Source organism: Paenibacillus sp. 8b26, from assembly GCF_050626875.1.
GTDB lineage: Bacteria > Bacillota > Bacilli > Paenibacillales > Paenibacillaceae > Paenibacillus.
On the sequence record NZ_CP192445.1, the window covers coordinates 4416147 to 4430795 of the forward strand.

The window sequence follows — 14649 nt, forward strand, 5'->3', positions numbered from 1 at the left end:
TGATGAAACCATCCTGGCTGGAGCCTGTCCTTCATTGGAATGGCGTGACGGTGTTTTTGATCGCTATCGTTCTTTTGTCGTTAATACAGGGCTGGCGGCGAGGAGCTTCCAGATCTGTAGGTGCGCTATTCGGTCTCATTGTGGATGGCATACTGACCGTTGCCGGGATTTTGTGCTCATTAGGGTTGGCAATGTGGCTTTCACCGAAGGTGCAGCAATGGCTGGCCGCTTATATGGAGCATTTGCCGCAGCGGGGACTGAGCGGAATTGAGCAATTTTATTATACGCTTGTAGCAGGGCTTGAAGGCTTTCCGCTGCTGCGATTTGCCGTCTTGTTCATGCTCAGCTATGCTGTTGCGCAATTTGTGCTGCGTGCGATTTATGTGATGGTGGTGGGTGGCAGATCGGATTCCTCTCTGCGTGAGCAGGAAAAGAGATCGGGCTTTTTCAGCAGGCTGGCGGGGGCCGGGATTGGTACCCTTATCGGTGGAGCACGCGCTGTGATGGTCATAGCGTTACTGTTTATAGGTGTAAGTTTATACCCGGACAGCGGGTTTAGCAGCTATGTTCAGGCTTCACCGATTTATAAACAAGGGGCGCAATCGGTCATTGAACCTTTATCCGGTACGCTGATTAAGGATAAGCTGCCCGTATTTACGCAGGCCGTCACCAAGGAATTGAACGGCATTTTGCAGCGTAAATATGAAATGATCGACCGGGATATTCCGAACGATATTGAGCAGGCCGCGACCAAGATTACAGAGGGTGCAAGCGGCGATGAGCAAAAAGCCAGAGCGCTGTATCAGTGGGTAGGCACTCGCATTAGCTATGATTACGGCAAAGTAGAAGCCTATGAGCAGCGTGGTGACTGGCATGAGCAGACGCCCAGAGATACGTTTGATACACGCAAGGGTGTCTGCATTGACTATGCCCGTCTGTATGCGGTGATGGCTCGCTCTCAGGGGCTTCAGGTCAAGGTGGTGACCGGGCTTGGCTACAATGGGCAGGGAGGCTACGGTTCACATGCCTGGAATGAAGTGTACTTGAGTGGGCAGAATCAGTGGGTACCGTTAGACCCGACCTGGGCACAGAGTGGAGACTGGTTTAATCCGCCTGGTTTTGCCCAGACACATATCAAGGATAAAGTGATTTAAAAAGGAGTGGAAAAGGGCACATGAGAAAGATGGACAACGAGCAGGGAAAAGACAACGAGACGTCCGACCGAAAAAGATTCAGCTTCCGGATCAATCTGTTCTTTTTCAGCTCGTTCATTATATTTACGGTCATTATCGTAAGACTGGCGATACTTCAATTTGTGGAGGGCCCTCAGCTTAAGCAGCAGGAGGCCAGTAATGTTACCAAAAATGTACCGCTTACGCCGATTCGCGGAACGATTTACGACTCAACCGGTCAGAACAGGCTGGCATATTCTACACCGGTACAGTCGCTCTATATCACGCTCTCCAAGAACTACAGTGATAGTATGGAAAAATTGCGTAATGATGATAAAAAGCTGTTGCCTGAGCTGGAGAATATGACACAAAAGCTGGCAAATCGGTTTGCTGAATATGGCAATAAAGATGAGCCCAAAATGACGGCAGCGCAAATTATGGACGCTATGGACCGGAACTATCAACGGTTTAGCGGTTTTACGCCCCGCCTGATTAAAACCAATCTTAATAAAGATGAAGTTGCCTATTTCATGCAGCATAAGAGTGAGTTTCCAGGGGTAGATGTTGTGGAGGAAACCGTACGACATTATGATCCTGATACGGTGGCTGTCCAAACAGTGGGTTACATTAAAAGCTATAAAAGTGCGCGTGAAAACCTGGATAAATATAAAAATATTCAAAAATCCATGTCAGCGGAAAATGATCCGGGACTCATCTATATGGATAACGAATCTGTTGGCTTTGATGGATTGGAATTTCAATATCAGGAGCAGTTACGAGGGAAAAATGGGTACAAAACGGTCCCGATTGATCCGCGCAATATGCCGGAGGGTGTAGATTCCGTTACTCCTCCGCAAAAAGGAAACAACATTTATTCCACCATTAACAAAGAGATTCAGGTCAAAACAGAAAACGCCATTATGGATCAATTGAGATGGCTGCATACCCATGCTGTTTCTGGCAAGACTCATCCTTATGCCAAAACAGGCTTTGCTGTAGCCATGGAAGTGGATACAGGGAATGTAGTCGCGATGGCCAGTATGCCGGATTATGATGCGAACTATTGGCAAACCGGAAATATATCATCTGATAATTATAAGAAAATTCAAAATGTATATTTGAATGGTACTATTCGCTCCTTCGGCTCCGGTCAATCGGGTCAACATCCAGAGTCAGTTGTACTGCTCGGTTCCACCATCAAACCGCTGTCTGTATTAGTGGGTCTAGAGGAAAATCTATTCAGTACATCGTCCTATTATCAGGATACGGGTGCTGCTTATTTTGGACGTAACAATTCGTCTCGGGTACGTAACTCTTCGGGTCATGTATATGGTGGGCTGGACCCGGCTTCTGCCATTCGCCATTCCTCTAACGCATTTATGGTCGATATGGTCGGTAAAAGATTGTATAACAAATACATTAATAATGCACAGGAAGATCAAGGTGTGAATGTATGGGACCGTTACATGAAGGAATTTGGACTAGGTGTGTTGACGGGGGTTGACTTACCAACTGAATGGGCAGGACGAAGAGAGTATGCGCATAATGATAAGGAGTCGTCACTGTCCAAGTTGGCGTATGCTTCTTTTGGTCAACAGGGTAAATATACAACGCTTCAGCTTGCACAATATACGACAGTGCTGGCGACCAAGGGCAAACGGATGGAGCCACATTTGGTTAGCCAAATTAAAGATACTAACGGCAATGTTGTCCAAACGATTAAACCGAAGGTGCTGAATGAAGTGAAATTCCCGGATGCTTACTGGAATGAAGTCATACGCGGGATGGCTACAGATGTCAGCGCATTTAAGGGTTTCCCGTATGACTTTGCCCGCAAAACGGGTACATCTCAGCAAAGTGTAGGCAGAGATTTAAAAGATAACGGGGTGTTTATCGCCTTTGCACCACGAAAGAATCCGAAGCTGGCCGTAGCGGTCATTATTCCCGAAGGAGGTTTTGGCGCGACGAGCGCTGGACCTGTGGCACGCAAAATCTTTGACGCCTATGATGAGGTGTATGGTTTGGACGGAGTGCCTAAGAAAAAGGATGCTACAGCATCCGATCCCAATGCAGTTAAACAGCCATAATAAAGTACTACGTAACAATTCATTAAAGCTTCTCTCGGCCTTTGTGCTAAGAGGAGCTTTTTTTATGATCTTTATCCGTTTTCTTACAAAATTGTAACCACCAAATTCATCGTTATTTACCACTATTATGGTAGGATCAGGGATATGATAACCCCGGTGAAAGGAGTAATGACAAGCTAATATGGACAGAGGAAGTTTGGATAAGAAGTTTTCATTCAAAAAGAAAAGCCATGAAGAGAATGAAGAGGCACAAAAAAAGCGGACGGTTTTTCGAACCAATCTTCTTTTTTTCAGTGTGTTTGTGTTATTTGCCATTATTATTACCAGACTAGCGGTCTTACAGTTTGTGCAATCAGCAGAGCTGAAGGAGCAGCAACAATCCGTAAATACGAAAAATGTCCCGTTAGCCCCGAGTCGGGGTACGATTTATGACTCTACGGGTCTCGTCAAGCTGGCGTATTCAACTCCGGTACAGTCGCTGTATGTGACCTTATCAAAGGATTATAGCAAACGTGCAGAAAAAGACCGTAAGCCGGGAAAAAAGCTGCTTCCTGAGTTTAATGCTTTTGCTAAAGAGCTTGCTGCCAAGCTGAGTGAGTTAGGAAGTACGGAGGGTGAGCAACTTGATGTAGAGAAAATTAAGGAACGGCTGGACAAGGACTACACTCAATACAGGGGCTTTACTCCGCGCCTGGTCAAATCTGACTTAAATCAGAAGGAAATCGCATATTTTCTGGAGCATCGGCAGGAGTTTCCCGGAATTGAGATTGTAGAAGAAAGTGTACGTCATTATGACCCGGATCGGGTGGCGGTGCAAACGATTGGATATATGTACAAGTTCAAAGGAGCGCGGACCAATCGGCCAAAGTACAAGGAGCTATATCAAGCCAATTCGGAGGTCCTAAGACCCGAACAGGTTTACTCGGAAAGTGAGACCGTCGGATATGATGGCTTGGAACTTCAGTATCAGAATGAGCTGAGAGGGAAAAACGGCTATAAAACGGTAGAGGTAAATCCGCGCAGCATGCCGGAGGGCATTGAATCCATTACTCCGCCGAAAAAGGGATACCATCTGTATTCCACCATCAACAAGGAAATTCAGCAAAAAACCGAACAAGCGATTGTGGATCAGCTTCGTTGGCTTCATACCCATCCGGTATCGGGTAAGCTCCACGGCGATGCCACTACTGGCTTCGCTGTAGCGATGGAGGTCGAGACAGGGAATGTCGTAGCGATGGCAAGTATGCCGGACTATGACTCCAATGTATGGAAGACGGGAAGTACATCGCCTTCGGTATATGACGAAATTCAGCATAAAATGGGGAACGGAACGATTAAATCCGTACCTAGCGGAAAAGAGGGTCCGCACCCGGAATCCTCGGTGCTGCTGGGTTCAACCATTAAACCCCTAACCGTGCTGATCGGGTTGAAGGAAAACTTATTTTCTCCCGGACAAACTTATCTGGATACGGGGAGCGCGTACTATGGTAAAAATCGTTCCAGCCGGGTTGGTAATTCGAGTGGCCACGTGTATGGTCCTCTTACCCCCAGCAGGGCAATTGAAGTCTCATCGAATACTTTCATGGTGGATATGATCGGCAAGCCGCTGTATGCCAAATATGGAAGTAATGCAGGGGTGCATCAGGGAATTGATGTATGGGACAAGTATATGAAGGAATTTGGATTAGGCGTACCGACTGAAGTCGATCTGCCAGGCGAGTGGGCAGGCAGACTTGAGTATACGAGCAAGCATGAAAGTGCGCTGACACGCTTGGTACAGGCTTCCTTTGGCCAACAGGGGAAATATACGACGATGCAGCTTGCCCAGTATACGACCGTGCTGGCAACGAAAGGCAAGCGTATGCAGCCGCATTTGGTCAGTAAAATTGTGGATGATCAAGGCAACCTCGTGCGTGAGTTCAAGCCCAAGGTGCTGAATGAGGTTGCTTTTTCAGATACGTACTGGAATACGGTGATTCGCGGTATGGCTACGGATGTTAAAGCATTTAACGGGTTTCCGTATGATTATGCCCGTAAAACGGGGACTTCCCAGCAGGTAGTGGGACGTGCGGTTAAAGATAACGGGGTGTTCATTGCTTTTGCTCCGCGTCAAAATCCGAAGCTGGCCGTAGCGGTCATTATTCCTGAAGGGGGCTTTGGCGCGACGAGCGCTGGACCCGTGGCACGTAAAATATTTGAAGCTTATGACGAGGTTTACGGGTTGGATGGTACCCCCAAAAAGCCGTAGGCAGCGAAGTGAGGACTTGAATTCTTTTGTGGGCTTCTCTTTTTCATGGTAAAATGTCGTTGGACATAAGGGACATACAGGAGGAAGAGAACCCATGGGAGAAAACCAATATAAATACAAACTGCTTGCGCTCGACATGGATGGAACTTTATTGAACGACAATCATGAAATTACGCTGGAAACGATCAACTGGATTAACAAGGCGATTCAAGAGGGGATTTACGTGTGCTTGTCTACCGGACGGGCAGCGATGCATGCCTTGCCTTACGGGCAACAGCTCGGCCTGGATACACCTATGGTAACGGTAAACGGCAGCGAGGTATGGAAATCCCCTCATGAGCTGTGGCGCCGTTATTTGCTTGATAAGGAGCTAGTTCGGAAAATGCACCAGATTGCTGTAGAAACAGATTCCTGGTTCTGGGCTTACTCGACGGAGGAATTATATAATAGAGATCGTTGGCCGGATACATTGGATACACAGGAATGGCTCAAATTCGGTTATAATACGGAAAATGACGAAATTCGGAATCAAATTTTGCTCAAGCTTCAGGACATGGGCGGACTTGAAATTTCCAACTCTTCCATGACGAATCTGGAAATCAACCCGGCGGGCATATCAAAAGCCAGTGGGATTGCAGAAGTATGCGATTTGCTCGGGATTACAATGGAGCAGGTAGTTGCAGTAGGTGACAGTCTGAATGATTTGGCTGTAATCCAAGCGGTTGGACTGGGTGTTGCGATGGGCAATGCACAGGATACGCTAAAAGAAGCGGCCGATCTGGTCGTAGCTTCGAATAATGAAGATGGCATCGTAGAAGTTATCCGTGATTATGTACTTGTCTAGGAAAACGAATGATAAAGCATCTAGGGTGATTGGACGAGAAGGAGGGAGCCAGTGGACATTGTAGGCTGGATTATTATCGTTGCGCTGTTCATTGTTGGCATGGCCGGGGCAGTATATCCCGTATTGCCAGGGGCGCTCGCCATCTATTTTGCATTTTTTGTGTACGGCTGGTTTTTCTCGTTTGCTCCATACAATGTATGGTTTTGGATCATACAGACACTAATAGTAGTTGCACTATTTGTTGCAGATTATGCCGTCACTGCGTGGGGGGTCAAACGATTTGGCGGCTCACGTCTGTCCACGATCCTTAGTACCATCGGGATTATTATCGGCCCTTTTGTTATTCCGGCGTTTGGTCTGATTTTAGGGCCGTTTATTGGCGCTGTGCTGGGTGAGCTAATTAGCAAGGCCCCGCTGGATCGAGCGATTAAAGTGGGCTTTGGTTCTGTATTAGGGCTGTTTACCAGCACCGTGATGAAAGTAATTTTACAGCTTGTCATGATTCTTGTATTCTTGATTTGGGTGTTCTAGTTTAACATCCTATGCTTGTGATTTGCAGAGACAGAATCGACATGCGGCTCCGCACCGGTGATGGCTCAGGCCATGACTGCTTTGCGGAGCTTTTGCATGCGTGTCAACAGCAAGAAAGAAGGGAACGCATTTTGTCCAATAAAGAAACATTTCTTAGAGGCACGCTTATTTTAGCCGCAGCCGCCTTGGTGGCGAGAGTGCTGGGTCTGGTGCAGCGAGTTCCGTTAGAGCATTTGCTTGGTTCCGTAGGGAACGCCTCGTTTACGATTGCGAACAATGCTTATTTGATGTTGCTCACGGTGGCTACAGCAGGTATTCCAAGCACGTTGAGCAAAATGGTCTCCGAGCGTTATGCGCTGAATCGGCCTTCAGAAGCACGACGTGTGTACCATGCGGCGTTGCTGTTTGCGGCGGCGGCTGGCATTATCATTACGGTGGTGCTATATTTTGGCGCGCCTTATTTTTCCGAGCATGTGGCGGGAGTTCCTCAGTCGGCCTTGGCTATTCAGGCATTGGCACCTGCCTTGCTGCTGTTTCCCGCCATTGCCATGATGCGCGGGTACTTCCAAGGGCGCGGTAACATGACCGCAGGCGGTATTTCACAAATTGTGGAGCAGGTCGCACGGGTGGCTACTGCTATTTTGCTCGCATTTATTATTTTGAAGCTCGGTTATGGAGATCGTGAGGTTGCGGCCGGGGCATCGTTCGGGGGTGTCATGGGAAGCATTGGCGCACTGGCGGTCATGCTGTATTACACGGTGAAAATACGTCGCCAGGATCGTCAGGATCGACAAGAGCAATTCCAGGAGGAAAGCTCCGCATTGCCGATGATGCGCATTTACAAAGACATTTTTACGCTGTCTATTCCAATTGTATTGTCTTCTTTGACAGTTCCGGCCGTTAACTTTATTGATACGTCGATTGTGGTTAGACTACTGTCCGTCCAAATCGGCTTGGATCAGGCAACGACCCAGTTGGGTTATTTGGGGGCACGTGCGCAGAGTGTGGCGGGAATTCCGCCGATTTTGGCTATCGCGCTCAGTCAATCGCTCATTCCGATCATTTCGGCGGCTTTTGCCCGCAAGGATGAACAGCATTTGCAAAATCAGATGACGCTGGCCTTGCGAATCTCTATTTTGACTGGAATGCCGATTGTGCTGGCCTTGTGTGTAACCGCCTATTCCATCAATGGCTTACTGTTCAGTTCGCTTGGAGGCAGCGGGATTATCGCTGTTCTGACACTCGGAACGATATTCCAGATTACGATGATGACCTCTAACTCGATTTTGATCGGTATGGGTAAACCGCGTATTTCAATGGTTAATGTCTTGGTCGGTATCGTTGTTAAGCTGGCTGTGAGCTGGCTGCTGGCTGGCTGGCTTGGAATTTACGGCATCATTGCCGCAACCGGATTATGTTTCCTTGTGATTACGCTGCTGAATTTGCATGTGCTCAAAGGCATCGTATCCTTCTCCATCATGGGCCGTCGCTGGGCAGGCTTTCTGACCGCAGTCGTGCTTTCGGGAGCCATTGGATACGGTGTGAATGAGGCTTGTATTCTGCTGATTCATATCATGCCTGCACGTGTGGCCTTCTTCATCGCGTGCTGTATTGCCGGGGCGGCTGTACTGGTATGCTATTTGGTGCTGCTGGTTGTGCTGCGCGTACTGCGCAGGGACGAGTTGGGTAACTACCCGCGTGTGTTGCAAAAGGTACTGCGTCCACTGATGCGTCTCCAGCGTGAGTCCACAGGGCAACGAGGCTAAAAGATGCATAGGCAGCTCTCCAGCTTTTTCAGTGGAAAGGCCGCAGGCTGGCATGCGCGTCATGGGCCATCGCTGTTTTTTGGATGCCATGGCGGTGTTCATGCCGCATGGCAAATAACAGCGGTCGCCTTGGTTCGGTGAAATGCCCGAGCGTTGAGCCGTCCTGAAACCAGTCGTAACGGGGGATCGGATCATAAGGCGTATCCGACCAGACGGCGTTCAGCTCTGGGCTGTACAGGCGTTGTCCCGGTGGCAGCCATTCATGTGCCAGTAGCGCTGCACTCTCTTCAGGAGAGCGCAGCGTTTTTTCTTTGTCCGGAGCGAACAGTCCTGGCCAATAGTCGCTGCGCGAGCCAGTGTGAGGCACGCTGGTAGCGAATGCTGTTACTTGATCCAGCACCTGCTGGTGACCGAACAGCATGGCATAGAGGCTTTTCCCAAAGCCGATTCGCTCGTCAAGATGGCCAAAACGCTCTATCACCAGTCCGGCGAGTCCGCCGTTTAACCCAAGCGGAAAAATAACCTGGTTGAGCTGGAGCCAATCATGTATATAAAAGCCCGGTTTGTGCATCACAAATTTTTGAAAATACGGGTCCTTCACAACACGACCTTCAATATAGTTTTGTTCGTTGATAATGAGAGCGACGGTCAACAGAGAGCTATCCCGCCAAGCCCAGAAACGCTCCCAGAAAGGTTTCATGAATGGCGATACGTGAAAATAGGGCAATAAATGAAAGCAGCTTCGGCCCAGATGACGGCTGTGCATGTATAATTGCAGCTGCGGGTAGGCGTCCTGAAAAATAAGGGCATTGCAGCGCTCCAGCAACCGATATAACCATTCCTTTTCCTGTTCGCCGAACAGACTGTCGATCAGACCGCCCTTCAAATCGGTCATGTTATAGCCACCATTGCGAGAAACCAGATGGGCCAGCAGAGCCCAATGTAACTCGGGGTAGCCGTGATAGCACTCAAGATAAGCGGCTGTCCGGGTGATGTTGCTGCGGTTCTCGTGTGCGGTAGCGTTTTTGATCTGCTCCAGCAGCTCACAGTCTGTTTCGCATAAGGGCATATTCAGAGAAGAGGGGCGCGTAGCCGGTGCGTTCGTCAGCATGAGTGCTTCGGCTTCATCCATGGCGGCCTGTGCGGCTTGGTCATCCCACGGCAGCTCACGAAGTGGATAGCGCAGCTTGCGGGACTCGGTCCAGGCCGCCCGCTTGCCTTCCCACGCTTCCTCCGCAGCACGTGGTACGGAACCGAGCAGCTTTAGTCCCCCCTGAAGCTGGCGTGATGCCACATGAAACCATTCGGTGAAAGACATACTGGATAACCTCCTTTCAAAGTCTGAGAACACTCCGTATTCCGCTAAGTATGCAGGGATGTTCTAAGTGTGTTCTGAAGTATATTGTTAGTATGTCTCGATGGCAGGGCTTCCAATCGGTGATTCGGGAATAATAGGGGAGTGTGCAAAAGCGCCACTTGGCGTTACAATAGATAGAAAGCACAAGCTCTTTTTTACAAACAGAATTCAAGGAGGAATCATCCATGCAAAAAATCGTCTCTCATGAAGACTTTAATAAGGCAATATCCACTTCTGGCGTAACAGTAGCTGTGTTTAAGGCGGACTGGTGCGGAGATTGTCATTTCATTGATCCGTTCATGCCTGATGTGGAACAGCAATATGCAGACAAGCTTACATTGATTGAAATTGATGTAGAGCAGGCCGAAAGTGTCAGCCAGGAGCAGAATGTGTTGGGTATTCCCAGCTTTATCGCTTACAGTGAAGGGCGCGAGCTAGTGCGTCTGGTAAACAAACTGCGCAAATCCCGTGAGGAAATCGAGCGATTTTTGGACCGGGCAGTAGAAGTACACGCCAGCTTGGCTAAATAATTGATGTTGTGGAATTCTATTCATTAGGGCATTCAGAAAGCCGCTTCCTTCCAAAGGGGGCGGCTTTCTCACGGGACACGTTCACATTTTGTCAACAAAGCACGTATGTCAAGGAACGATATATCAGTTATAATTATTTTAAGTGATCATTTCACAACATTATGAAGTGAATAAATATTATATTTGGAAGGATACGGGTGAATTCTTTGAATAACAAAATCAGAATATTAAAGTGGCTTGCACTCGTAACATGTATTGTCATGTTTCTGGCTACCTTCGGTGGAGGCGTCGTGACGCGGACGGATTCGGGGCTGGGCTGTGGTCGGGAATTCCCGCTTTGTAATGGCAAGCTGGTTCCGGCGCATACGATCGCATCTGTTATTGAGTTTACGCATCGCTCTGTTAGTGCCATGGCTGGCATACTCTCCATTGCCTCTTTTGTTGGCTTTTTGCTGTTTATGAAGCATCGTAAGGATTTACAGTTATTCTCGTTGCTGACGTTAATGTTTGTCATCATACAAGGAGCGATGGGGGCGCTGGCTGTCATCTTCTCCCAATCGGCTGCAGTCATGGGGCTGCATTTTGGTTTTGCGCTTATCGCTTTTGCCAGTGCGACCATGATGACGCTGGGGGCCTGGCAGGAGCATGCGGATTCACGCTACACCCCGCGTCTGATTCCTGGGCCTGTCAGTCGGGGCTTTCGTAACTTTATATGGCTATCGACGATTTATACCTATATTGCTGTCTATTCAGGGGCGTTGCTTAGTCACTCGGTCATCCAGAAGGTTGTAAATATTGGGGGCTTCATATCTCCGCTGCTGCTTCATCAGATTTCAGCTGGTCTGCTGTTCGTCATTATCTTGGCTGTGGGTCACTACTCATACCGTTATCACCCGAATCACCGGGATATCCGTATATTGGGTGTCGTATCGGTCTTGTTAATCTTGCTTCAAGTGGTGATTGGAATTATCTTGTTGTACGTCAACAGACCTGAAATCTACATGTTTATCGTGCTGGGACATATGCTGGTGATTGCATCGTTGTTCTCCATCTTGGCTTATCTGAGCTATCGTGTATGGCAATTGTCACCGGACCGCAAGCTTGTTCCGACCCAAGCACAACGTACCTAAGCATTTCATAGATCATAGTGGAGCGGATTTTTGCCCAAGAGGCGTTGAAACACGTATAATAGCATATAAGAAACAAACCAGGCCCGCGAGTTTCTCGAGGGCTTGATTTGCTTAGGAGGAATCGTCCAGTTGATCTACCAGAATTTGCGCCAATTTATTGAAGCGCTACGTAAAGAAAATAATCTTCAAATTATAGAAGCACCTGTCGATCCTTATTTGGAACTGGCCGAAATTCATCGGAGAGTTATTGAGGAAGAAGGCCCGGCATTGCTGTTCACCAATGTAAAAGGTACTCCGTTCCCTGTAGCCAGCAATCTGTTTGGCACAAACCGTCGTGTGGATATGGCCTTTGGGCCTCGCCCGGAACAACTGATGGATGCGATTGTAGGGGCGACCAAAACATTGCTTCCACCTACCCCCAAGGCATTGTGGAATGAACGTGGACTGATTAAGGACATGCTAAAAGTAGGGCTGAAAACGGTATCCCATAGCGAGGCTCCTGTACTGGGAGTTCGCCGTACGGATGCTCCGCTGGCTCCACTTCCAAGAGTGACGAGTTGGCAGGATGACGGGGGGCCGTTTATCACGCTTCCGCTCGTATATACCGAGAAGCCGGGTCAGTCCAAGGATCATAATTTGGGCATGTATCGCATCCAGATTTATGATGATCAGACCACCGGGATTCACTGGCAAATCCATAAAGGCGGCGGCTTTCATTATCATGAAGCTGAGCTGCGTAATGAGCCGTTGCCTACGACAGTTATCATCGGCGGGCCACCTGCTCTGATTGCATCCGCAATTGCTCCGGCACCGGAAAATCTGCCTGAGCTGCTACTTGCCTCGCTCATTATGGGCGGCAAGCTGCCAATGACAGAAGACCCACTCGGCGGTCACCGGATTCCGGCAGAGGCCGAATTTGCGATCAGCGGCTATGTGCCGCCTCACGAACGTCGCCCGGAAGGACCGTTTGGTGATCATTTTGGCTACTATTCCTTACAGCATGATTTCCCTGTATTTCATGTCAAGCATATGTACCACCGTAAGGATGCCATTTATCCAGCAACCATTGTAGGTAAACCACGGCAGGAGGATTATTATCTCGGCGAATTTTTACAACGTCTGCTGTCACCTGCCTATCCGCTTGTGATGCCTTCCGTTAAGTCTCTGTGGGCTTACGCAGAAACGGGTGTACATGCATTGGCAGCGGCAGTTGTGCGTGAAAGCTATTCCCGCGAAGCGCTGGTATCAGGCTTTACCATTTTGGGACAGGGCCAATTGTCATTGACCAAATTCCTGATGCTGACGGATCGAGTCATTGATTTATCAGATTTTAACCTGCTGCTGGAAACCATTCTGGAGAGATTTAATCCAGCGACGGATTTATTTATTTTCAATCATACGTCTCACGATACACTTGATTACACGGGCCGCAAGCTGAATCATGGCAGTAAAGCAATTCTGATGGGGATAGGCGAGCCTGTGCGTGAATTGCCTCGTGCTTATGAGGGAGGCGATCTGCCGGGGATTCGAGAAATTGAGCCATATTGCGGAGGATGTCTCGTCGTATCCGGCGCGACCTTTGAGCAGGAGCCTGAGCTGGCAGCGCGGGTGCTGGAGCGTTTGTCTGAGAGTGAGCAGGAATGGCCGCTTGTCTTTATTGTAGATGATGCCGAGGAAGTCGTTCGCTCACAAGCATCATTCCTGTGGACGGTGTTTACGCGGTTTAACCCGGCTACGGATATGTATGCAGACAGCGAGGTCCGTTTGCATCATTTGAACTACAAGCTGCCAATTGTAGTGGATGCACGTATGAAGCCGGGCTACCCGGATGAAGTGCTGCCGCGCGAGGATATTGTTAAGCTTGTAGACCAACGGTGGACGAGTTATTTCGCTTGACGCCCTAGCCAACCCAACAACCGGATTTTACATTCATAAAAGGAGGCGTGAGCATGATACGCAAGCTGCTAGGCGAGCCGCCACGTGTGAACAAGGGCATCCTGCTGGATGCTATGAACAGCATGTCAGACATGCTGAAAGTGCTGAAGCGGCAAATTCAGGCCAGCGGAGATCCGACTCATGATTTTCGCAAGGCGGATATTTTGACACGCGGCCTGATGTCATCTCTGGATGAGCTGGAGCAGAGCCATCATGCTGCCGTCTTTTTCCGCACGAAAGTGAAGGCCGGATATGCCGAGGATATGAGCGTTGATGAAAAATCGGATTACGCGCTGTACGTATTCTTTTATAAGGATGGGTTTGTGAGGGTATTTTCCATTTTGGATAAGCTCGGGAACTGGCTCAATGATTTGTATGATCTGAAAACAGGTCAGTACAAGGCACATTATTCGTATTTTACAGTGCTACGGCAGTTCAGGTATTTGAAGATGCATCCTGAAATGACGGATAGCTTAAATGCTATCAAGGACTCATACACGGACCCGATCAATCGGCTGCGCAAGCGGCGTAACACGGAAATACACTATATGAATACGGAAATGCAGGATGATCTCTGGCAACGGCATCGTGCTTTGTACGGCAAGATACAACTGGAGGATCTGGATCATCACCTGGAGGATTTGAAGCAAGGTCTGGAGATGGTGAACCGTTCCCTGGCGACTGCCTTTTGTTATACGGCGAAACAGTGGGAGAACCGGGAAGCTCATCCATAATTATGTCAGAAAATATCCTTTGACAAAGCTATGTAAACTATCTATACTGAAATCTAGTTTCAGAAAATGCTTGAATTATGATTTTATATATTAAATTTAACGGACAGCTAAAGCTGGAGTTTAACATATTTTCTTATCCAGAGAGGTGGAGGGACTGGCCCGATGAAGCCCGGCAACCCGTTCTTTTCCGGTGTGAAACACCGGAAGGGAACATTATGGTGCTAATTCCTACAAAACCGCTAGACTTATAACGGTTTTGACAGATGAGAAAAGGTTCGCATGGTGGGGCCCTTTTCATTTCTGTGAAGGGGGCTC

General features: G+C 48.5%; 11 protein-coding genes and 1 riboswitch. Of the genes, 10 read left to right on the forward strand and 1 reads right to left on the reverse strand.

Annotated elements, in window-relative coordinates:
- Nucleotides 1–2 precede the first annotated feature (2 nt).
- The 6 genes from ACQ4MX_RS20550 to ACQ4MX_RS20575 all read left to right on the forward strand — a co-directional run bounded on the left by ACQ4MX_RS20550 (nucleotide 3) and on the right by ACQ4MX_RS20575 (nucleotide 8648).
- Nucleotides 3–1154 carry a transglutaminase domain-containing protein gene (locus tag ACQ4MX_RS20550; RefSeq protein WP_431091373.1) on the forward strand — a complete coding sequence of 384 codons (1152 nt, stop codon included), beginning with the start codon at nucleotides 3–5 and terminating at the stop codon, nucleotides 1152–1154.
- Between the two features lie 20 nt (nucleotides 1155–1174).
- Nucleotides 1175–3259 (forward strand): peptidoglycan D,D-transpeptidase FtsI family protein, encoded by a 2085-nt coding sequence (locus ACQ4MX_RS20555; protein WP_431087040.1) that lies wholly within the window; start codon nucleotides 1175–1177, stop codon nucleotides 3257–3259.
- 181 nt (nucleotides 3260–3440) lie between these two features.
- Nucleotides 3441–5507, forward strand: a complete 2067-nt coding sequence (locus tag ACQ4MX_RS20560) for a peptidoglycan D,D-transpeptidase FtsI family protein (RefSeq protein ID WP_431087041.1) — start codon at nucleotides 3441–3443, stop codon at nucleotides 5505–5507.
- A gap of 94 nt (nucleotides 5508–5601) precedes the next feature.
- Nucleotides 5602–6351, forward strand: a complete 750-nt coding sequence (locus ACQ4MX_RS20565; protein WP_431087042.1) for a Cof-type HAD-IIB family hydrolase — start codon at nucleotides 5602–5604, stop codon at nucleotides 6349–6351.
- 51 nt (nucleotides 6352–6402) lie between these two features.
- Nucleotides 6403–6882, forward strand: coding sequence for a DUF456 domain-containing protein (locus tag ACQ4MX_RS20570; RefSeq protein WP_025684726.1), 480 nt, complete (start codon nucleotides 6403–6405; stop codon nucleotides 6880–6882).
- Between the two features lie 131 nt (nucleotides 6883–7013).
- Nucleotides 7014–8648: a putative polysaccharide biosynthesis protein gene (locus tag ACQ4MX_RS20575; protein ID WP_431087044.1), complete on the forward strand. Its 1635-nt coding sequence runs from the start codon at nucleotides 7014–7016 to the stop codon at nucleotides 8646–8648.
- A 28-nt stretch (nucleotides 8649–8676) separates the two neighbouring features.
- Here ACQ4MX_RS20575 and ACQ4MX_RS20580 read toward each other — a convergent pair whose 3' ends face one another.
- Nucleotides 8677–9966 (reverse strand): DUF2515 family protein, encoded by a 1290-nt coding sequence (locus ACQ4MX_RS20580; protein ID WP_431087045.1) that lies wholly within the window; start codon nucleotides 9964–9966, stop codon nucleotides 8677–8679.
- Between the two features lie 224 nt (nucleotides 9967–10190).
- Here ACQ4MX_RS20580 and ACQ4MX_RS20585 point away from each other — a divergent pair, with 224 nt between their 5' ends.
- The 4 genes from ACQ4MX_RS20585 to ACQ4MX_RS20600 all read left to right on the forward strand — a co-directional run bounded on the left by ACQ4MX_RS20585 (nucleotide 10191) and on the right by ACQ4MX_RS20600 (nucleotide 14334).
- Complete coding sequence (locus ACQ4MX_RS20585; RefSeq protein WP_431087046.1) at nucleotides 10191–10535, forward strand: thioredoxin family protein; 345 nt, start codon at nucleotides 10191–10193, stop codon at nucleotides 10533–10535.
- Nucleotides 10536–10732: 197 nt separating this feature from the next.
- The gene (locus ACQ4MX_RS20590; protein WP_025684722.1) at nucleotides 10733–11665 is read left to right on the forward strand and encodes a COX15/CtaA family protein; all 933 of its coding nucleotides are present in this window, start codon (nucleotides 10733–10735) and stop codon (nucleotides 11663–11665) included.
- Nucleotides 11666–11794: 129 nt separating this feature from the next.
- Nucleotides 11795–13561, forward strand: a complete 1767-nt coding sequence (locus ACQ4MX_RS20595; protein ID WP_431087047.1) for a UbiD family decarboxylase — start codon at nucleotides 11795–11797, stop codon at nucleotides 13559–13561.
- Between the two features lie 53 nt (nucleotides 13562–13614).
- Nucleotides 13615–14334, forward strand: coding sequence for a Cthe_2314 family HEPN domain-containing protein (locus tag ACQ4MX_RS20600; RefSeq protein WP_431087048.1), 720 nt, complete (start codon nucleotides 13615–13617; stop codon nucleotides 14332–14334).
- A gap of 130 nt (nucleotides 14335–14464) precedes the next feature.
- Nucleotides 14465–14604, forward strand: a riboswitch (SAM riboswitch).
- The last annotated feature ends 45 nt before the right edge of the window (nucleotides 14605–14649 follow it).